Source organism: Devosia sp. 2618, from assembly GCF_040546815.1.
Classification (GTDB): domain Bacteria; phylum Pseudomonadota; class Alphaproteobacteria; order Rhizobiales; family Devosiaceae; genus Devosia.
In genome coordinates this window covers 1,617,724-1,638,095 of record NZ_JBEPOO010000001.1, presented here as the reverse complement: position 1 = coordinate 1,638,095, position 20,372 = coordinate 1,617,724, and the positions used below count along the sequence as shown (strand labels likewise).

General features: G+C 62.0%; 19 protein-coding genes. 15 read left to right on the top strand and 4 right to left on the bottom strand.

Going from position 1 to position 20,372, the window contains the following annotated elements; translation table 11 throughout:
- The first annotated feature begins 93 nt into the window (after positions 1-93).
- Positions 94-1,101, top strand: coding sequence for a CorA family divalent cation transporter (locus tag ABIE28_RS08145; RefSeq protein WP_354061799.1), 1,008 nt, complete (start codon positions 94-96; stop codon positions 1,099-1,101).
- Positions 1,102-1,636: 535 nt separating this feature from the next.
- A complete protein-coding gene (locus tag ABIE28_RS08140; protein WP_354061797.1) occupies positions 1,637-2,443 on the top strand; it encodes a tetratricopeptide repeat protein in 807 nt (268 codons plus the stop codon).
- A 304-nt stretch (positions 2,444-2,747) separates the two neighbouring features.
- On the opposite strand, the gene xth is transcribed toward ABIE28_RS08140, so the two are convergent.
- The 3 genes from xth to erpA all read right to left on the bottom strand — a co-directional run bounded on the left by xth (position 2,748) and on the right by erpA (position 5,151).
- Positions 2,748-3,527, bottom strand: coding sequence for an exodeoxyribonuclease III (gene xth, locus ABIE28_RS08135; protein ID WP_354061795.1), 780 nt, complete (start codon positions 3,525-3,527; stop codon positions 2,748-2,750).
- A gap of 49 nt (positions 3,528-3,576) precedes the next feature.
- On the bottom strand, positions 3,577-4,695 hold the full coding sequence (locus ABIE28_RS08130) for a serine hydrolase domain-containing protein (RefSeq protein WP_354061793.1): 1,119 nt from the start codon (positions 4,693-4,695) through the stop codon (positions 3,577-3,579).
- 105 nt (positions 4,696-4,800) lie between these two features.
- Positions 4,801-5,151, bottom strand: a complete 351-nt coding sequence (erpA, locus tag ABIE28_RS08125; protein ID WP_354061791.1) for an iron-sulfur cluster insertion protein ErpA — start codon at positions 5,149-5,151, stop codon at positions 4,801-4,803.
- Between the two features lie 93 nt (positions 5,152-5,244).
- On the opposite strand from erpA, the gene ABIE28_RS08120 reads away from it, so the two are divergent.
- The 12 genes from ABIE28_RS08120 to ABIE28_RS08065 all read left to right on the top strand — a co-directional run bounded on the left by ABIE28_RS08120 (position 5,245) and on the right by ABIE28_RS08065 (position 18,812).
- Positions 5,245-6,438, top strand: a complete 1,194-nt coding sequence (locus ABIE28_RS08120) for a deoxyguanosinetriphosphate triphosphohydrolase (protein WP_354061789.1) — start codon at positions 5,245-5,247, stop codon at positions 6,436-6,438.
- A 30-nt stretch (positions 6,439-6,468) separates the two neighbouring features.
- Positions 6,469-8,214 carry an arginine--tRNA ligase gene (gene argS / locus ABIE28_RS08115; protein WP_354061788.1) on the top strand — a complete coding sequence of 582 codons (1,746 nt, stop codon included), beginning with the start codon at positions 6,469-6,471 and terminating at the stop codon, positions 8,212-8,214.
- 81 nt (positions 8,215-8,295) lie between these two features.
- Entirely contained in the window at positions 8,296-10,551 is a 2,256-nt protein-coding gene (locus tag ABIE28_RS08110) for an SPOR domain-containing protein (protein WP_354061786.1), read from the top strand.
- Between the two features lie 98 nt (positions 10,552-10,649).
- A complete protein-coding gene (locus tag ABIE28_RS08105; RefSeq protein ID WP_354061784.1) occupies positions 10,650-11,438 on the top strand; it encodes a segregation and condensation protein A in 789 nt (262 codons plus the stop codon).
- Complete coding sequence (gene scpB, locus ABIE28_RS08100) at positions 11,435-12,091, top strand: SMC-Scp complex subunit ScpB (protein ID WP_354061782.1); 657 nt, start codon at positions 11,435-11,437, stop codon at positions 12,089-12,091. Before ABIE28_RS08105 ends, scpB begins: the two co-directional genes overlap by 4 nt.
- Complete coding sequence (locus ABIE28_RS08095) at positions 12,091-13,194, top strand: ABC transporter ATP-binding protein (protein ID WP_354061780.1); 1,104 nt, start codon at positions 12,091-12,093, stop codon at positions 13,192-13,194. Before scpB ends, ABIE28_RS08095 begins: the two co-directional genes overlap by 1 nt.
- 60 nt (positions 13,195-13,254) lie before the next feature.
- Positions 13,255-13,464, top strand: coding sequence for a twin-arginine translocase TatA/TatE family subunit (gene tatA / locus ABIE28_RS08090; protein ID WP_354061778.1), 210 nt, complete (start codon positions 13,255-13,257; stop codon positions 13,462-13,464).
- A gap of 44 nt (positions 13,465-13,508) precedes the next feature.
- Entirely contained in the window at positions 13,509-14,267 is a 759-nt protein-coding gene (tatB, locus tag ABIE28_RS08085) for a Sec-independent protein translocase protein TatB (protein WP_354061774.1), read from the top strand.
- A 3-nt stretch (positions 14,268-14,270) separates the two neighbouring features.
- Positions 14,271-15,089 (top strand): twin-arginine translocase subunit TatC, encoded by an 819-nt coding sequence (gene tatC, locus ABIE28_RS08080; RefSeq protein ID WP_354061772.1) that lies wholly within the window; start codon positions 14,271-14,273, stop codon positions 15,087-15,089.
- 145 nt (positions 15,090-15,234) lie between these two features.
- Positions 15,235-16,563 (top strand): serine--tRNA ligase, encoded by a 1,329-nt coding sequence (serS, locus tag ABIE28_RS08075; protein ID WP_354061770.1) that lies wholly within the window; start codon positions 15,235-15,237, stop codon positions 16,561-16,563.
- Positions 16,563-17,330: a 5'/3'-nucleotidase SurE gene (gene surE / locus ABIE28_RS08070; protein WP_354061768.1), complete on the top strand. Its 768-nt coding sequence runs from the start codon at positions 16,563-16,565 to the stop codon at positions 17,328-17,330. Before serS ends, surE begins: the two co-directional genes overlap by 1 nt.
- A 210-nt stretch (positions 17,331-17,540) precedes the next feature.
- Positions 17,541-18,812: a peptidoglycan DD-metalloendopeptidase family protein gene (locus ABIE28_RS08065; protein ID WP_354061766.1), complete on the top strand. Its 1,272-nt coding sequence runs from the start codon at positions 17,541-17,543 to the stop codon at positions 18,810-18,812.
- A 78-nt stretch (positions 18,813-18,890) separates the two neighbouring features.
- Here ABIE28_RS08065 and ABIE28_RS08060 read toward each other — a convergent pair whose 3' ends face one another.
- Positions 18,891-19,769, bottom strand: coding sequence for an ATP-binding protein (locus tag ABIE28_RS08060; RefSeq protein ID WP_354061764.1), 879 nt, complete (start codon positions 19,767-19,769; stop codon positions 18,891-18,893).
- Between the two features lie 207 nt (positions 19,770-19,976).
- Between ABIE28_RS08060 and yajC the strand changes: the two genes are divergently transcribed.
- Positions 19,977-20,327: a preprotein translocase subunit YajC gene (gene yajC, locus ABIE28_RS08055; RefSeq protein WP_354061761.1), complete on the top strand. Its 351-nt coding sequence runs from the start codon at positions 19,977-19,979 to the stop codon at positions 20,325-20,327.
- Positions 20,328-20,372 lie beyond the last annotated feature (45 nt).

Here is a 20,372-nt window from a genome sequence, read left to right as displayed (position 1 = left end):
TACCCCCTCCCTTGATCCCTCCCCTCAAGGGGGAGGGTGACGACTGAGCGTGCAGTGCATCTTCGCCAACGCCTTTCACCATCGAGACCCATCATGGACGATATCCCGCACGAACCGCCTGATCGTGCCGTACAGAACGGCATGATCGGCGTTGGCGCAGTGCTGGTATTTGACGGCAAGGGCGGCGTTATCCGCCATGAGCCCACCGCCGCTGAGGTCAAGATCCCGCTCCGCGGCTTCAAGCTGGTCTGCGGCAATTCCAAAGCGCCCGAATTCAAGGTCTGGCTCAAGGAAGAGCTCGGCCCCTTCAATGCCGATCTGCTCACGGTCCCCAGCAGCCGCTCGCGCTGCACGGTCATCGAAGACCGAGCCATGGTGGTCATGCGCGTCGCGCGTCCCGGCGCCGAGCCCGAGGACCTGGGCCGCCAGTTGCTGACGCTGTGGATCGAAAAAGGCCGCGTCATCATCGCATCCGAGCTCAATATTTTGGATTTCCTCGGCCTCACCAAATGGGAGGCCTCCCATCACGCGCCGGTCTCGCCCGCCGATCTGGTGTCGCGCCTTGGCTTGCGCGCCGCCGACCGTCTTGAGCCGCTGGTCGAGCGCCTGGGTGACCGCCTCGACGAGATCGAGGAATCGCTGATCATCCAGAACACCTCCAAGGCCCAGGGCAAACTCAGCCATCTGCGCCGCACACTGATCAGCTTCCGCCGCCTGGTCTGGCCGCAGCGCGACGTGCTCAACACGCTCGAAATCGAAGACCTCAGCCACTTCACCGCCCGCGACCGCCTGCGCCTGCGCGAAGCCTCGGCCCGTTCGGCGCGCCTCGGCGATGAGTTACAGGCGCTGTCGGAACGCGCCGTGCTGGTGCATGAACAGATCATCGATGCCCGCGCCGAACAGATGAACCGCACCATGCTGGTGCTGGCGGCCGTGACGGTCGTCTTCATGCCGCTGACGCTGCTCACCGGTGCCCTTGGCATGAACGTCGCCGGCATTCCCTTCTCGGACAATCCGCATGCCTTCTGGGTGGTTTGCGTGGCTTTGTTCGTGCTGTCGCTGACCCTTGTCTGGTGGATGCGCGGCCGCCGCTGGCTATAGGACGGAATTCTCCCAAACCGCCCATTTCTGTGCTGAATCAGCAACAACGCGGTTGAATCACTTTGCCCTGCGGCCCTGGCAACCTTTTGGCGATGTTTGTCGCCACAATCTCACCCTAAACGAGAATGGCACAGGCATCTGGGGGCGGGTGACTTGTGCAGGCGACAGTCTTGCTGTGCCTGCATGTTTTTGTTCCCCTCGATGCCCAGGCCATGGCGTGGCACGCGACTCTGTCAAGAGTCGCAGGGCCTTACGTCGGGAAAGAGTGGACGTAGACGTGACCAAGGCGAAGCGAGCAATGGCCGTATTTTCTCTGCATCAGAACGCACGCAGCAAAAGCGATGTTGTGATGGGCTTGGCTCAAATCCTGCCGCAAACAAAGATTACTGAATTCTTAACTGAAACATTTCCGATGGCGTCACATCGGTCCTCGACCCGGAAACATTTCACGGGCGCTTTGGCGACGGCTGATGGCCTCGACAGTTGCGACCGACCAGTAGTTTTAGCCCGCGTGACTGCGGGCAAAAGGAGAAATATGCGGACCATTAGGGGCTATTCCCTGATTTCCGTGACAACGGCAGCAGTGCTCGCTTTCGCGACAATTCTGCCTGTGCACGCCCAGACCGCGGCCGACGCCGCGCTGAACATGGCCAACATGCTCGATGGCGCCGGTGGCGGCGTTTCGGGCGATGATCTGCTGTCGGCGCTCGAAGACGCGGCCGATGCCGGCCAGCCTATGGCCATGTGGCAGCTCGGCACCATGTACGAGAATGGCGAGGGCGTTGATCGCGACCCGGCCAAGGCATTCGGCTATTTTTCCCAGATCGCCAATCAGCATGCCGACGCAGCCCCCAAGGGCGTTGAGGCCGACATTGTCGCCCAGTCCTTCGTCAAGGTTGGCGACTACTACAAAAAGGGTCTGCCCGGCGCTGGCATCGTCGCCGATGCCAATCGGTCGCATGCCCTGCTGTTGCACGCCGCAACCTATTTCGGCGATGCCGACGCTCAGTACCGCGTCGGCCTGCTTTACATGAATGACGCCGAAATGGGCGTGAACCCGCTGCAAAGCGCCCGTTGGTTCTCGCTGGCCGCCCGCAAGGGCAATTGCCCGGCGCAGGCTCAGCTCGGCAATCTGCTGTTCAACGGCCTCGCTGGCATCGAAGCCCAGCCGGTCGAAGGCCTGATGTGGCTCACCGTCTCCCACCTGCGCTGCGCCGGTACCAGCGACGCCGCCTGGGTCGACGACATGCTCCAGCACGCCAACGCCAACGCTACCCCGGCCCAGCAGGCCGAGGCCCTGGCTCTTGCCCAAAGCATCGCGCCGCAGTTCGCTGGGTTCTAGCAGGTAGCGCCAGCGCGCACCCGTCCTTGAGGGCCCTTGCTTCCAGGCGCACCCCTAAACACGACGTCATTCCCGCGAAGGCGAGAATCTACCTTTTCTAGCGCCTGTCCAAAGTGAGATTCCCGCCTTCGCGGGAATGACGCTGTGCATCAAGAGTAGCCCTCATGGTGAGGTGGGAGCGCAGCGACCCTCGAACCACGAGGGCGTGGCAAGATCGTGCCACCCCCTTCACCTCTCCCCTGAGGGGAGAGGTCGACCCAACGGGTCGGGTGAGGGGTTCAGCGGTTGAACAACCACTTACCAATTAGAACGTAAATCGCCCCTCGACCGGCACATGGTCACTCGGCTTGTCCCAGCCGCGCACATCCTTGTGCACCACCACGTCTTCCAGCCGATCCGCCGCCTGTGGCGACAGCATCAGGTGGTCGATGCGGATACCGGCATTGCGGCGCCACGCGCCCGCCTGGAAATCCCAGAACGTATAAGCCGCCTCTGACGTCGTTGCGCGCAGCGCATCGGTCAGCCCCAGATTGCACAGCGTCCGCCAGCGTTCGAGGCTTTCCGGACGATAGAGCGCATCGCCCCACCACGCCTGCGGATCGTGCGCATCAATTGGCGCGGGGATCAGGTTGAAATCGCCCAGCAAAACGAACGGCTCCTCAAGCGCCAGTCGTTCCTCGACATAGGCCTCAAGCCGCCGCATCCAGCCCAGCTTGTAGGGGAATTTTTCCGTATCAACCGGGTTACCGTTCGGCAGATAAATCCCGCAAACCCGGATCGCACCGGACTCCACCGAAAACACGCCCTCGATCAGCCGCGCTTGCTCGTCGCTATCGTCGCCCGGCAGCCCGCGTGACACCTCGTCAAACGGCAACAGCGACAGGATCGCCACGCCATTCCAGCTCTTTTGCCCATGCGTTTCCACATTGTAGCCAAGCGCTTCGATCTCGGCGCGCGGAAAGCCTTCGTCGACCGATTTGATCTCCTGCAGCACCACGATATCCGGCTTTTCCTGCGCCAACCAGGTCAGCAGGATTTCGAGCCGGGCTTTGATGCCGTTGATATTCCAGGTCGCGATACGCATGCGGATTCTCCGTTGCCGCGAAACTACCGTTCAGCCGGGCAGGGGGCAACTAGCCCAGCGCCGCATAAATCGCGTTACGCACCTCTGCCACATAGGCTCCGTCCGACCCTTCAAGCCCGGTATTGCTCATCGACACCACGGTAAGCTCGTTCACCGGGTCGATAAACCAGTTGTGCCCATAAATGCCGCCCCAGCGATTGGTCCCGCGCGGCGCGGGCGTGCCGCCCAGCGCCGGATCATCCACCCAGGCGCCAAAATAGCTGAACTTCCAGCCCGGCTGCTGCGCAAACTCCAGTTGCGGCGTCTGATCCTGCATCCCCAGCCGCGCCGTCTCAGGCTTCAGAATCGCTCCGCCTCCCGTGCGCAGCGTTTCGAGCAAAGTCATGAAGTCACCACCGCTGCCCGCCATGCCGCCGCCGCCCGCCTGAAACGCCAGTGCGTCAAATATCCGGCCGGGATCATAGGTGGTGAGGCCACCCCAATTGTTGGGCACGCTATGCAGATCGCCCATCAGCTCGGCGCCTGTCGGCGCATCCGCATAAGCTGCCGCCAGCCGCGTCCGGTCCGTCACCCCAAACCGTGTATCGCTCATCCGTAGCGGATCGGTTACGTATTTTCGGATCGCATCTTCCGACGTACCGCCAACCAACTGCCCAGCGATCACCGCCAGAACATCGATCGACGCGCCATAGCTCCAGGCGGTTCCCGGCGTGAACAGCAGCGGCAGATCAGCCAGTCGCCGCAGGATTTCATCGGTCCCTAGATGCCATTTGTTGACGCCAGCAGCAGTCTCGGCCGCCGTCAGAATGTCGAGGGAACCCAGCCCCGACGTGTGCGTCAGCAGCTGATGAATGGAAATATCAGGCGTCGAACCGTCCGCCAGTCGCGGCCTGAAGTCCGGCAGATAGGCCGTCGCCAGATCACTGACTCCCATCTTTCCGCCGTCGACCAGCGCCAGAATTGTCGCCGCAACCACGGGCTTGGTCAGCGACGACAGCCGGAAAATCGCATCCGTCGCCATTGCCCGACCGGCCTCGCGATCCGCCAGACCATGCGCTTTCTCGTAGAGTAGCTGGCCATCCTTGCGGACGATCAGCACCGCGCCGACGATACGCTCATCGGCAATCGCCTTGGCGACCACCTGATCGAGTGCTGCTTCCAAAGCCATCCGAATCCTCCGTGCAGGCATCCACTATCGCCCAGCGGAACATCACTGCCCACAAACAAAAATCCCCGCTCGCGCGGGGATTAAACGTCATTGATGTCGGTCAGATCACACCGCAAAGCTCGTGCCGCAACCGCAGGATGCGACGGCATTGGGGTTCTTGATCTGGAACGACTGGCCGATCAGGTCGTCGACATAGTCGATTTCCGCGCCACCCATGAATTCGAGACTCATCGAGTCGATCAACACCACGGCATCGCCCTTGCTCAGAACGATGTCGTCGTTGCCCGCCTTTTCCTGTACGAGATTGTATTCATACTGGAATCCGGAACACCCGCCGCCCGCGACCGAGATGCGCAGCACTGTGCCTTCGGGCTCTTTCGAGAGAATGCGCGACACGCGCTTGGCAGCGCGATCGGTCAACACGACTTTGGGGGAGGCTAGGGCGGTTGCAGTCATTTTTATTCCAAGCCGTAATGTCATAACGGTCAGGCTAAAATAGTAACTCTTGGCGCGAATGAAAAGGGCCAATTCAATGGGCAACCATCACCAATGAGCGATACTGCGCCATACGCCTCCAAACCCGAACTTTCCCTCGGCCGCCTCTACGGCACCGGACCCAGTCCAACGCGCTCCGAATACCAGCGCGACCGCGACCGCATCATCCATTCCACTGCCTTCCGGCGCCTCCAGCACAAGACTCAGGTCTTCCTGCAGCACGATGGCAATCACTTCCGCAATCGGCTGACCCACACACTCGAAGTCAGCCAGATGGCCCGCTCGATGGCGCGCGCCCTACGGCTCGACGAAGACCTCGCCGAGGCCGTCGCCCTGTCGCATGATCTCGGCCACACCCCGTTCGGCCATGCCGGCGAACGCGCGCTGCACGCCGTCATGGAGCCCTATGGTGGGTTCGACCACAACATCCAGGCCATGCGCGTCGTCACCCGCCTCGAAAACCGCTACGCCGAGCATGATGGCCTCAATCTCACCTGGGAGACCCTTGAAGGCATCCTCAAGCATAATGGGCCGCTAACCAATCAGGACGGCACGCCCTACGGCAAATACGCCCTCGAAGGCGTGCCTGCCGGTCTCGATGACATTCCCGCCATCGCCGATCTGCGCATATCCAGCCACGCCTCGCTCGAAGCCCAGATCGCCGCCATTGCCGACGACGTCGCCTACAATGCCCACGACATCGACGACGCCCTGCGCGCCGATCTGATCGTGCTCGAAGACCTCATCGATGTGCCGCTCGCCGGCCCCATCGTCAGCGAAGTGCTCGCCCGCTACCCCGAAGTCGCGCCCAACCGGCAGGCTCACGAGGTCCAGCGCCGGCTGATCACCAGCACCATCGAAGACGTCATCGCCACCACCTCCGCCAATATCGGCGCCTCGGGCGTCACCTCGGCCGAAGATGTGCGAAATGCCGGCCAGACGCTCGTCACCTTCTCGGACCGCGTCGCCGAAGCCGAACGCGGCCTCAAGGCCTTCCTCTTCACCGAGGTTTATCGCCACGAATCCGTCATGGTGCCCGTCCGCCGCAGCGAGGCCCTCGTCCGCGACCTTTTCGCCCACTACATGAAAACCCGCGACCTGCCGGGCCGCTGGGGCGGATATGCCCTGTCGGCCACCGATGAAAGCCATCTCGCCCGCGTCGTTGCCGATTTTATCGCCGGCATGACCGATCCCTACGCCATCGACGAATATGCCCGGCTGTTTGACGCTCGCCCGGATTTCCGTTAACCCCGGCCCACTTCAATAGTCAGGTCTATCATGGACGTTTTCGCCCTTTTCTCCGCGCGCATTGCCAATGCAATGCAGGTTCTGTTCCCCGAAGTCGGCGCCGATCTGCTCGCCCGCATCGTGGTTGAGCCCCCGCGCGACGCCGCCCATGGCGACCTGTCGACCAATGCCGCGATGATCGTCGCCAAGCCCCTCGGCAAAAATCCGCGCGAAATCGCCAATGCGCTTGTCGAGCACTTCAAGCACGATACCGACGTGACCTCTGTCGAAGTCGCCGGTCCCGGCTTCATCAATTTCCGCCTCGATGCTCCCATCTGGCATCAGGTGCTGCGCGCCGTTGGCGAGCAGGGCGCTGATTATGGTCGGTCGAGCCTTGGGCAGGGCGAAGCCGTTAACATCGAATACGTCTCGGCCAACCCAACCGGCCCCATGCATGTCGGCCACACTCGTGGCGCCGTGTTCGGCGATACGCTGGCTTCGCTCATGGCCTATTCGGGCTATGAAGTGACGCGCGAATATTACATCAACGACACCGGCGGCCAGACCATCACGCTCGGCCGGTCTGCGCTGCTGCGCTACCGCGAGGCCCTTGGCGAAACCATCGAGATCCCATCCGGCTTCTATCCCGGCGATTATCTGATCCCCGTTGGTAAAGAACTGGCCGAAGAGTTCGGCCGCACGCTGCTCGATCTGCCTGAGGATGAAGCCGCGCTCATCGCCCGCGAAAAGGCGCTCGCTGCCATGATGGTGCTGATCAAGGCCGATCTGGCCCAGCTCGGCATCCACCACGACGTGTTCTTCTCCGAGCGGACGCTGCATGGCCCCGGCGGCGACATCGAACTGACGCTGCAGTGGCTGCGCGAAAAGGGCATGGTCTATGAAGGCCGGCTTGAGCCACCAAAGGGCAAGGCCCCCGAGGAATGGGAAGACCGCGAGCAGACCCTGTTCCGCGCCACCGATTTCGGCGACGACATCGACCGTCCGCTGGTCAAGTCCGACGGCTCCTACACCTATTTTGCCGCCGATATCGCCTACCACCGCAACAAGTTCCTGCGCGGCTTCAAGCACATGATCAACGTGCTCGGCGCCGACCACTCGGGCTACGTCAAGCGCCTGCAGGCGGCCACCAAGGCCGTCTCGCTCAACGCTGCCGACATGGACGTCCGCATCTGCCAGCTGGTGCGCCTGCTCAAGAATGGCGAGCCGTTCAAAATGAGCAAGCGCTCCGGCGATCTGGTGACTTTGGCCGATGTGGTCGAGGAAGTCGGTGCCGACGCCACCCGTTTCATGCTGATGTATCGGCGCAACGACGCGTCGATGGATTTCGATTTCGCTCTGGTCAAAGAACAGACCAAGGATAATCCGGTCTTTTACGTTCAGTACGCTCACGCTCGCGCCTATTCGATTTTCAAGACCGCCAATCGCGATCTGCCGGCGCTCGATGTCTCCCATGCTGCGCTCGCTACCGCGGAGCTCGAACGCCTTGTCACGCCCGCCGAGCTTGATCTTGTGCGCGTGCTTGCGGCATGGCCGCGCACCGTCACGGCGGCGGCGATTGCCCATGAACCACACCGCATTGCCTTCTATGCGCACGAGCTTGCAGCGGCCCTGCACGGCTTCTGGGCCAAGGGCAAGGATGACCCGTCCTTACGGTTTGTTAACGTAGAAGATCCAAAGCTGACTTTGGCACGACTCGCGCTAGTCGATGCTGTGCGTCAGGTAATCGTCAACGCACTAGCAATTCTGGGCGTTTCCGCCCCAGAAGAGCTTTCATAATTCGGGCGCAATACTGTGATGACTCGCGGCACTCTAGCCTATGCTTGGGCGCCGTAGTTGTAACCGAGAGGGCGCTGCTTGATGACAGCGAAACCGCAGCCGATGGCCGGACAATCTGATGCCGACGACCTGATTGCCGAGCTCGCCAAACTGATGGCGCAGGACGCCAATGACGTGCGTCCTTCGGAACCCGCGCGGCCAGCGTTCTCGCTCCGCATTCCGGGTGGCACTGATGCCGATGGCGCGCCGCAGGGCACGCCATCGCTGACCGCACTTGCCAGCGACCGTCCGGCACAGCCCGCTGCGCCGGCAGCTCCTGTTCCGACTCCTGCGCCTGCGCCTGTCGCTGCGCGCCCAGTGGTGACGCCACAGCCTGCCGCGCCGCAGGCCAGCGCGCCGTCTGATCCATTCCACTTCGATTTTGACCTCGACACACCCAAGCGCGTTGCCGCCGAGCAGCCTGCTGGTCCGTCCACGCCAGTCAATGCGCCGGTTGTGCCGCCCGTCGTTCCAGCGCCATCGCGCGCCGTTTCGGCTGAAACCATCGTTTCCGTCGACCACGACAGCATTGCCGATCTGATCGCCGCTGAACTATTGGCCGATCCTGAGCCGCAGCGCGTTGAGCCAACGCTGGCCCGGCCAGAGCCCACACCAACACCGCGCGCCGAAGTGCCGGCAGCGCCTGTTGCACCGGCTCCGCGTCCATCCTTTGATGATGTCGTCATTCCGGCCGCCACCATTGCCGCTGCCGCACCAAGTCTTGACGATGAGCCCGTGGCCGCATCCGCGCCAAAGGCCAAGTCGGCCAGTGATCGCTTCAAGTTCCCGCCTGTCTTCGGCCTTGGCTCGCGGTCCACGCCAGCCCAGGAAACGGTCAGCCCGGTGGTCTCCGAGCCCGTCGCTGCAGTGCCACCGGCACCTGCGCGCACCGAACCAGCATTTCTTGCGCCTGAGCCAAAGCGCATGCCGATTGCCGAGGCGCCAAAGTTCGCGCCTGCGCCGGTACAGCCAGATGATGGCCTTGGCCTTGATCCGATCGACGAGATCGAAAGCCTGATCGGCAACGCCATGCGCGTCGAATTCGATCAGGTCGATGAACCCGCCATTGATGATCGGCCTGCGCCAAGCCCCGCTTTGCGCAGCCTGGCGACGCCAACCTTTGCGCCTGAAGCCAACGCTCCGAAAAAGATTCTGCCGCGCAGCGAGCGCAAGCTTTCAAGCGCCGACGAAGCCATTCTGGCCGCAGCGGAAGCCTCTGGCGCCGATATCGGCTGGGTCGATGCCGCCGACCAGCAGACCGCTCCGCACGTCAAGGAACGTCGTGTTCGCGAGAAGCGCTCGTTCCACATGTCGCGCGCTTTGGCTGGCCCATTGGTCGCCATCACGCTGCTGCTGGCCGCAGGCTTTGGCCTCTATTTCATGCTCGGTCTTGGTGGCGAAAGCGGCCCTGCGCCGCTACTGACCGCCGATGCGGGTCCCGTCAAGGAAACGCCGGTCGTTGATCCAAACGCCACGACGGCGCAGCAGTCTGTCGTCTTCAACGAAATTGATGGTGTGGTGCCCGGTGCCGAAGAGCAGCTGGTGTCCCGCGATCAGGCCGACGTCAACGAGGTCCGCCAGATTCCGCCCACCACCAGCGTGAGCGAAGAAGGCTTGGCCAACCGCAAGGTTCGCACCGTTACCGTGCGTCCCGATGGCACGATCGTCAGCGGCGAAGATAGCCTTGCTGGCAGCGCCATTCTGCCAGTTGATCGTCCAAACGTTCCGGCTGTTGCCGGTGCGCAGACCGCAAGCCCCGAGCTTCAGGCCAGCGCCCAGCCAGTCGTCGCAACGCCTGCGCCAGTCGTTGAACCTGCCGTGACTGTTACCCCCGTCACACCGGGCTCGACCGTTCCAGCCGTCGATCTGGCCGGCAATGCTGTTGCTGGCAAGACCGCGCCTGTTCCACTGCTACGTCCAGCGCGCTTCGCTCAGAGCGCCGCTGCTGCATCGCCAGTGACGGCTATCGTGCCACAACCAGCGCCTGTCACGGCGCAGACCCCGGTTGCCACGACCCCGGTGACGCAGCCAACGGAAGTCGCCGCATTGCCAAACAATGCGCCGGCCTATGTGCAGCTTGCCTCACAGCGCACCGAAGCCGACGCGCGCAACAGCGCTCAGGCCATGGTCACCCGTTTCGGTCCGCTGTTTGGCGGCGCCAACATGGAAGTGCAGCGCGTCGATCTTGGCGATCGCGGCATCTACTACCGCGTCCGCGTTCCGGCCAATTCGCTGCAGGAAGCCACGACAATGTGCAACAACGTTAAGGCTGCGGGTGGCGACTGCTTCACCATGTAAGCCTGCCCATCGGCCTTGTGTGGCAGCCTGTCGGCTTGACGGGTTGCAACCCAACGGCCAAGGATGGCGGTGACTTTTAGCAGCGCGGCCACCTATTCATGACGACTGCCCAGACCGATTGGTTTGATACGCCTGCGCCCACGCCGGCGGAAGACATCATGCTTGTCGACGTCGACGGCTATGAAGGTCCGCTCGACCTGCTGCTGGACCTTGCCCGCCGCCAGAAGGTCGATCTTGCATCCATCTCCATCCTGGCGCTGGCCCAGCAATATTTGGCCTTCATCGAGACGGTGCGTGAGAAGCGCATCGAAGTCGCCGCCGACTATCTCGTAATGGCCGCATGGCTAGCCTATCTCAAAAGCCGCCTCATGGTGCCGCAGGTCGCATCCGACGATGAACCATCGGGCGAAATGCTCGCCGCCATGCTGCAATTCCGCCTCAAGCGCCTTGAAGCCATGCGCCGCTCAGCCAGCCAGCTGATGAACCGGCCACGCCTCGGCTTTCAGGTCTACGCACGCGGCATGCCCGAGCCGATCACCATCAAGCGCAACAGCATCTGGGAAGCCTCGCTTTACGATCTGCTCAAGGCCTATTCGACGCAGCGAGAACGCGGCGTCACCACCGATTATACCCCGCTCCAGCGCACCGTGTGGTCGCTGCAGGACGCCCGCGACATTCTCCAGCGCCTGATCGGCGACAGTTTTGATTGGGTGCCGATGGACAGTTACCTCGCCGACTATCTGGCGACGCCCTCCGAGCGCGCCACCGTCCGCGCCTCCAGCTTCGCGTCGAGCCTTGAACTCGTTCGCCTCGGCCAGATCGATCTGCGCCAGACCGAAACCTTCGGGCCGCTGTTTATGCGCCGTCACAAGGCCAATCCATCGTGAGCGAGAAGGACGACAACGTCAGCGAGGTGCTCGAGCGTCACCTACGCATCCTTGAGGCTATCCTTTTTGCAGCAAGTGAGCCTCTCGATGCTAACAGTCTGTTACCCTATTTGGGGGGTGGGGTACGGGTTGTTGCCACGCTCAAGATCCTGCAGCAGCGCTATGCGGGCAGGGGGGTAAACCTTGTCCGTCGTGGGGATAAGTGGGCCTTTCGTACCGCCGAAGACCTGGGCTTCCTGCTCCGCCGCGAGGAACAGGAAACCCGCCCGCTCTCGCGCGCATCGCTCGAAACGCTGTCGATCATCGCCTATCACCAGCCCTCGACTCGCGCCGAAATCGAAGAGGTACGCGGCGTCGCCACCGGCAAGGGCACCCTCGATTTGCTGATGGAAGCGGGCTGGATTCGCATGCGCGGTCGCCGCAGAACCCCAGGTCGGCCAGTCACTTACGGCACGACTGATGCTTTCCTCGATCATTTCGGTCTGGAATCGCTCGGCGATTTGCCGGGCCTCGACGAACTCAAGGGCTCGGGCCTGCTCTCCAATCGCCTGCCGCCCGACATGCAGATTCCGCTGCCCTTTGACGGCCAATTACGTGACGATGAAGACCCGCTCGAACCCGATGACATCGGCGCCGACGAGGCAGAGGATTAATGGCACAAGTTTCTGAGACCCAGAGCGATTGGGGCGCCCGCGGTACCACCGGCGTCAGTTTCGCCGCAACCCTCCAATTTGACGCCGTAGACGTCAAATTAGGCGGCCGAGTCGTCCTCGACCAGTTCAGTTTGACCCTCCATCCAGGCGAGATTGTCTGCCTCCTCGGCGAGTCGGGATCAGGCAAATCCACTGCCCTCCGCGTCGCCGCCGGCATCCAGCCGATCCACAGTGGCAAGGTGCGGATCAACGACAAGGTGATGTCCTCGCCAGAGGCAACGACGCCGCCCGAGCGCCGCGGAATAGGCTTGATGTTTCAAGACTTTGCGCTGTTTCCGCATCTTTCCGTCCTGCAAAATGTACTGTTCGGCCTGCGCAAATTGGGCCGCGACGCCGCCCTCGGTCAGGCCCGCGCCGCCCTCCGCCGCGTCGGCCTAGCCGACCGTGAAGCCGACTTCCCGCACATGCTCTCCGGCGGCCAGCAGCAGCGTTTGGCGCTTGCCCGCAGCGTCGCTCCGCGCCCCGGCGTCTTGCTCCTTGATGAGCCCTTCTCGAGCCTTGACGCCCGCCTCCGCGAGACCGTCCGCGAAGAAACCCTCGCTGTCCTCCGCGAAACCCACGTCACGAGCCTCATCGTCACGCACGACCCCGAAGAGGCCATGGTCCTCGGCGACCGTGTCGCGCTTTTGCGCAAGGGGCGCATCGCCCAGATCGGCACTGCCGCCGAAATCTATCGCAATCCCATCGACTTAAACGCTGCCCGGTTCTTCTCGCCGCTGACAGAAATCGAAAGCCGCGTCGTTGGCGGCGTCGCCGCTACCCCATTCGGCCCGGTGCAAACCCCCGGTCATGCCGACGGCAAACAGGTCACCATCGCGGTCCGCCCCGCTGGCGGCGCTAACTTATCCCTCGCGCAGCCAGGCACGCCGGGCCGTGTCGTGGGCAAGCGCGACGCCATCGGCATCGATATTTGCGAAGTGATGGTCGATGGTCTCGACGCCCCTCTGGGCGTCCGCCAGCCCGCCGATGCAGCAATCGCCGTGGGACAAGACGTCTTCGTGGCGCTTAACCCGGAACACGTTCTTGTGTTTGGACGCGATTAAACCTATTTCTGACCTATCTTTCGCGTGTAACGCGTTCTGAAGACTCTAAGGGAGACCAAAATGCACGCGCCAGGAATTTGGGGTATTCTCGTTGTAGCCGTCGTTGTCGTCTTGCTGTTCGGCCGCGGCAAGATTTCCGGCATGATGGGTGAAGTTGCCTCCGGCATCAAAGCCTTCCAAAAAGGCATGAAGGACGACGACAAGCCGGTGGAACGTGTTACCACCACGGCTGACGCCACCGTCACTGAGCCGGAAAAGAAGGACGTCTAAGGACGTACTCAACGGCCGTGCCGCTGCTTTGAGGGAATAACACTATGCTCGGCTTGGGCTGGACAGAGATGCTGGTGATCGGCGTCGTGGCGCTGATCGTCATCGGCCCGAAGGATTTGCCTGTGGTCATGAACCGCGTCGGCAAGATCATCGGTCAGATCAGGCGCATGGGCAGTGAGTTCCAGCGCGAGATCAACAAGACGACGGGCCTTGATGAGGTGCGCAACCTTCGCAACTCGATCACCACGCCGCTACGCAAGACAAGCGAAGAAATCCGCAAGGAATTCAACGCCATGACCCCGACCGGCCCAAAGCCGAGCGGTCTCATCAAGCCCAAGGACCCGGCGGTCGAAAGCGTCGTTGACGAGATCAAAGCGCAGGCCGGCATGGTGCCAGCCAAGACTGCCGATCAGGTTGCCGCCGAAGCCGGCTTCAAGCCAGCCGGTCCAGCACCAAAGGCCTCCAAAGCCACCGTCGCCAAAAAGCCTGCCGCGACCAAGGCGGCTCCGGTGAAGGCGGCCAAAAAACCTGCAGAGCCGAAGGTTGCGGCCCTCAAGGCGCCGCGCGCCAAAGCCGCGCCGACCAGCCCGGTCACGAAAAGCGATCTGCCGCCGCTTGAGGCGCCAGCCAAGGCACCTGCAGCAGCCGCCAGGAAGCCGCGCAAAGCTGCAGCAGAAAAAACGGTCACCGTGTTGCCAACCGAGCCCGCAGATTCTCCAGCGACGCCAACGCCGCGTGCCCGCGCGCCGCGCAAGCCAAAAGCCGCTGCTAAACCCGCTGTTGCGAAAGCCGAGAACACCTAAGCCATGGCCGACGCAAAACAGATTGAAGACAAGAGCGCAGAAGCCACCGACGAACTCGCTGGCAGCGAAGCGCCGCTTCTCGAGCACCTGATCGAGCTGCGCAAGCGCCTGATCTATTCGGCAGTGACCGTCGTCGCGCTGATGGCGTTCTGTTTCATCTTCGCCAGCACCATCTACGACTGGCTGCTGATGCCCTATCGCAGCGCGGCTCCGGGCACGAACCTGATCTTTACGGCGCCCCAGGAACTGTTCTTCACCTATCTGAACGTGGCCTTCTTTGGCGCGATCTTCCTCGGTTTCCCGATGATCGCTGCTCAGATTTACATGTTCGTGGCCCCTGGCCTCTACAAGCACGAGCGCAAGGCCTTCTTACCGTATCTCGTTGCGACGCCGCTGTTTTTCGTCGCCGGTGCGGCGCTGGTCTATTTTATCGTCCTGCCGATGGCGCTGCACTTCTTTGCTGGCATGCAGACCGACGAAATTGAGATGTTGGTCAGCGTCAGTGAGTATCTCGGCTTTGCCATGGTGCTTATCCTGGCCTTCGGTATCTGCTTCCAGCTGCCGGTGATCCTGACGCTGTTGGCCCAGATCGACCTGGTGCATGTCGATTCCCTCAAGAAGGGCCGCCGCTACGCCATTGTCGGCATCCTGATCTTTGCCGCCTTCATCACGCCGCCCGATCCGATCTCCCAGATCGGTCTTGCCTTGCCCATGTACGCGCTCTACGAACTTTCGATCATCTCCGTTCGGATGATCGAAAAGCGCCGTGCGGCCAAGCTGGCAGCGCAGGAAGCTGAGCTTTCCAGCTCGTCATCCGAGTAGACATTTTCAGTAGACCTCATGGTGAGCTTGTCGAACCACGAGGTCGTGCCGCGGTGCCACGCCTCGTCCTTCGACGGGCTCAGGATGAGGCTACTGCTCTAGCATTTTCAACAAAGTGAGAGGCGGGCAGCGCCCGTAACACCCGATGTTCGATATCAAGTGGATCAGAGCCAACGCCGAAGCCTTCGATGCTGCCGTTTCGCGGCGCAAGGGTGTCTCCGTGCGCTCGTCCGATCTGCTCGCCATCGATGATCGGCGCCGCGACATTATCGTTCGCCTCAACGAAGCGCAGGAAAAGCGCAACGCGCTGTCCAAGCAGATCGGTCAGGCCAAGGCCCAAAAGGACGAGGCCAAGTCCGCTGAGCTGATGGCCGAAGTCGCGCGCCTCAAGGAATCGATTCCTCAGGGAGAAGCCGACGAACGCGCCATCGAGCTCGAGCTGCGCAATGCGCTCTCGGTTATTCCCAATCTGGTGTTTGAAGACGTGCCAGACGGCACCGACGAATCCGGCAATGTCGAATATTTTGGTGCGAATGGCACTGAGGCAACCGCCGCCAAGGCCCGCGCGCCCCGCCCAAGCCTTTCGTTTGCGCCAAAGGAGCATTACGAGCTCGGCGAGGCCATGGGCCAGATGGATTTCGAAACGGCCGCAAAAATCTCCGGCAGCCGCTTTGTCGTGCTCAAGGGGCAAGTGGCTCGTCTCGAGCGCGCTCTCGGCCAGTTCATGCTTGATCTTCACACCACCGAGCACGGCTACACCGAAGTGCAGCCGCCGCTGCTGGTGCGCGACGAAGCGCTCTATGGCACCAATCAGTTGCCCAAGTTCGAGGAAGACCTGTTCTTCACGCCGCATGGCGAAGGCCGTCTGGCACTCATCCCAACGGCCGAAGTTCCCCTGACCAATCTGGTCCGCGAATCCATCCTGTCCGAAGAAGAACTCCCGCTGCGCCTGACCGCGCTGACGCCGTGCTTCCGCTCGGAAGCCGGTTCGGCCGGTCGTGACACGCGCGGCATGTTGCGCCAGCATCAGTTCAACAAGGTCGAGATGGTGTCGATCACGACGCCTGAGACCTCGGTCGACGAGCACGAGCGCATGCTCAGCTGCGCCGAAACCGTCCTGCAGCGTTTGGGCATGCACTACCGCGTCATGAACCTGTGCACCGGCGATATCGGCTTTGGCGCCAGAAAGACCTACGACCTTGAAGTTTGGCTGCCCGGCCAGGACACTTATCGCGAAATCTCCTCGGTTTCTGTTTGCGGTGACTTCCAGGCCCGCCGCATGGATGCCCGCTATCGCCCTTCTGGCGAAAAGCAGGCGCCACGCTTCGTCCACACGCTGAACGGCTCGGGCACGGCTGTCGGCCGCTGCCTGATCGCGGTTATGGAAAACTATCAGCAGGAAGATGGCTCGATAGCGGTGCCCGACGTGCTGCAGTCCTATATGGGCGGCCTCAAGTCGATCGGCGGCCGCTAATGGCCTTGCGAATCCTCATCACCAACGACGATGGCGTTGACGCTCCGGGCATCGCCATCATGGCGGACATTGCGCGCGCCCTGAGTGATGATGTCTGGATCGTGGCGCCCGATGGCAACCAGTCCGGGGCAGGGCATCGCTTTACGCTCGGCCGCGAGTTGCATTTCGACAAACGCGATGATCGCACCTTTGCCGTAGTCGGTGGTTCGCCCGCCGACTGCGTCGTCGCCGGCATGACCCATCTGCTGGGCGACAAGCCGGCGGACGTCGTGCTGTCTGGCGTCAATGCCGGCCAGAACCTTGGCGATATTATCAATTGCTCGGGCACTGCGGCCGGTGCGCGGGAAGGGGCATTGCAAGGCGCCATCGGCATTGCGATGAGCCAGGGCGTCAACTACGAGAACGGCCGCGAAGTCGATTGGTCCAATTCGGTCCGTCATGGCGTCGCCGTTGCCCGGGCGATCATCGCAGCCGCCGATGGCCGCGAGCACTACTACAACGTCAATTTCCCATTCTGCGACCCGGACAATACCAAGGGAATCGCTGTGGTGCCGCATCAGCGCTTCGCCCAGTCGCCCTTCGGCTATTATCCGAGCGACAATGACGGCAAGTTCTTCATCGCCATCCCAAAAACGCCGCGCCCGCTCGATCCAAACGCCGATTTCGAGACCATGCGCCGCGATAGCTTTGTCACGGTAACGCCGATGCTGTTGCAGCAGACGGATATGGCCGTGGTGGAGCGGCTGAAGGGCACGCTGTCGCTCTAGAGGTGGCTAGATACCCTCACCTACCTTCCCCAGATAGGGGGAGGCTGGGTGGGGGTGCTCCGACCTCACCGGCAACCTCCCGCTCTTAACCTTACCCAATCCAGAATCTACCGGTCATGATTTTGCTCAAATCGCATCGGCCTTAAACTCGTCTTTACCTTACCACCGTAGATTCAAACTCGTGTTGAGTACCTGCGTACGAGTAAGCTGATGAGTATCCGCGTATCCCGTCGGGCACCCAAGGGTGTCATAGCAATGGCCGGCTTGGTGATTGCCGCCGTTGCACTGTCCGGATGTTCCAGTCTCGGTAGCCGTGCGATAGGCGATCCGGTGACCACCGGATCACTGCCCCAAAGTTCCCCATCCAGTTTCAATCAGCCGATGCCATCCAGCCTGGGTGCGCCGCAGGCCATGGTTGCTGAAAACCAGTTTGTGCCACCAGCCAATGTTGGTGGCGGATTCCCCGCTCAGGCTGCCATCCAGCCTGCGTGGAACCAGCCGACGACCGCCTTTAATCAGCCGATGGCGCCAGTCGGCAATATGCCTTCGGTTCAGTCCCAAGACCTTCCCGTACTGAGTAACCAGTCTTCCCAGGGATCCCTGCCACCCATGCAAGCACAACCATCCTTCGCGTCGGTAGCACCGATGCCATCGCCAGCCGTTCTCGGCTCTCTCCCAACCAACAATTCGGTGCCGGCAATGGCGTCCACTCCAGCAACGGCAATGCCGTCTGCACAGGGCGGCACGTTCACCCACACCATCGCAAGCGGGGAGTCGCTCTATACGATCGCTCGCCGCTACGAGGTGACGACCCAGGCACTGGTGCAGGCCAACAACCTGTCCTCGCCTGACAAGATCGTGGTTGGCCAGCGCGTCATCATCCCAGGTCGTCCTGATCTGCTCGCCACCAAGGCGCCGACCCAGGTCGCCAGCATCGCTCCGATGGCAGCACCCGCGCCAGCGCAGCAGACACTGCCACAGGCCGCTCCAAGCGCCCTGCAGGGGTCGACGCCAGTTCTCGGCGGCACGCCTACTCCAGCAGCCGCTCAGGCCGCTCCAGCCAAGCCTGCGCCCGTTCAGGCCGCCAATGTTGCGCCAGAACCCTCGATGTCGGGCAACGACAAGTTCCGCTGGCCAGCCAGCGGCCGCATCCTGGTCGATTTTGCAGCGTCCAAGGGCACCGGCATCAATATCGAAGTGCCTGAAGGCTCGGCCGTCAAAGCTGCCGAAAACGGCACCGTCATCTATGTAGGTTCGGGCGTCGAAGGCTACGGCAACCTGATCCTGATCCGCCACCCCAATGGCTACGTCTCGGCCTATGCGCACCTGCAGGGCATGAGCGTTGCAAAGGGCGCCGTCGTCAATCGCGGCGACACTATCGGCGCCGTTGGCCAGACCGGCTCAGTGACACGCCCACAGCTCCACTTCGAGCTTCGCAAGGGCGCCACCCCAGTTGATCCGATGCCCTTGCTGGCAAGCTGATCAAGAAAAGCTACGGAATGAGAGCCCCCGCGAAAGCGGGGGTTTTTATTTTAAGAGAAGGGGCGGGCACCCCTCGACCTAGACCGCCTTGCCCTGCTCGCCGGCCAGTGTCCGCACCAGCTGGATTGCCACGCGACCCGACCGCGCGCCTCGTGTTGCGGCCCATTCGATGGCACGGGCACGCAGGGTTTCGTCGTCGAGGTCGAGCCCGTATTGGTCAGCATAGGCCCGCACCATGTTCAGATAGGTCGGCTGATCGCAATTGTGGAAGCCGAGCCAGAGACCAAAGCGGTCCGACAGTGAGACTTTTTCTTCAACCGCTTCGCCAGGATTGATTGCCGTCGAACGTTCGTTCTCGATCATGTCGCGCGGCATCAGGTGGCGGCGGTTGGAGGTGGCGTAGAACAGAACGTTCTCCGGCCGACCTTCCAGCCCGCCATCTAGAATCGTTTTGAGCGATTTGTAGCTCGTCTCGCCATTGTCGAAGCTGAGGTCGTCACAGAAGACGATGAAGCGCGCTTGCTCTCGACCAATGCTGCGCATCAGGGCAGGGAGGGTCTCAAGGTCTTCCCGGGCGATCTCGATCAGCACCAACCGCTCAAAGCCATCGGCGCGACGTTCGTTGATGTCGCCATGGATGGCTTTGACCAGCGAACTCTTGCCCATGCCGCGCGCGCCCCACAGCAAAGCGTTGTTGGCGCCATGCCCGCGCGCGAACTGTTCGGTGTTGCGCAGCAATATATCCTGCACAGAGTCGATGCCCTTGAGCATGCCCAGCGAAACGCGGCTGACCTTGGGCACAGCCATCAACTGTCCGCTATCCCCATCCCAATGATAGGCGTCGGCCGTGCCGAGGCCGGCGTGGCCGTCATCGGCCGCTGGCGCTAAGGCCTTGAGAGATAGCGCTATTTCGCTCAGCGCTGCGGAAATTTCGGCCAGGTATTCTTTGCTCTTCAAGATCGGTCGTCCTTCTGGTCGGCGCGGCAATTTGTGTCCCCGTGAATGGCTTTGCAATCGTTGGGGTGCAAATGTATAGTCCGCGCGATTTTGACCGGGGTGCAAGTGCAGCTTTCCCCAAATGCGTCCAGTAGCGTCGCAACGTTGATGCTGGTCTCTGGCGCCGCCCCTCCACAAGCCAAGAAGAAACGATAGGAGCCTCGCCTTATGTTTGTAACGCCCGCTTATGCCCAGGCAGCCGGTGCCCCCGCAGGTGGTGGCATGGGAGATATTTTCATCCAGCTGATGCCGATTCTGCTGCTGGTTGTGATCTTCTGGTTCCTGATCTTCCGCCCGCAGCAGAAGCGCATGAAGGCGCAGCAGGCAATGCTCTCCGCCATTCGTCGTGGCGACACCGTGGTGACCACCGGCGGTATCGTCGGCAAGGTGACCAAGGCCGTTGACGGCGAAGATCTCGAAGTCGAGATCGCCCAGGGCGTCAAGGTTAAGCTGGTTCGTGGCATGGTTGCGGATGTCCGCTCCAAGGCCGAGCCAGTCAACGACAACAAGCCTGCCTAACCGCAGCACTATGTCTGCCACCGGCGCCCAAGGGCGCCGGTTTTT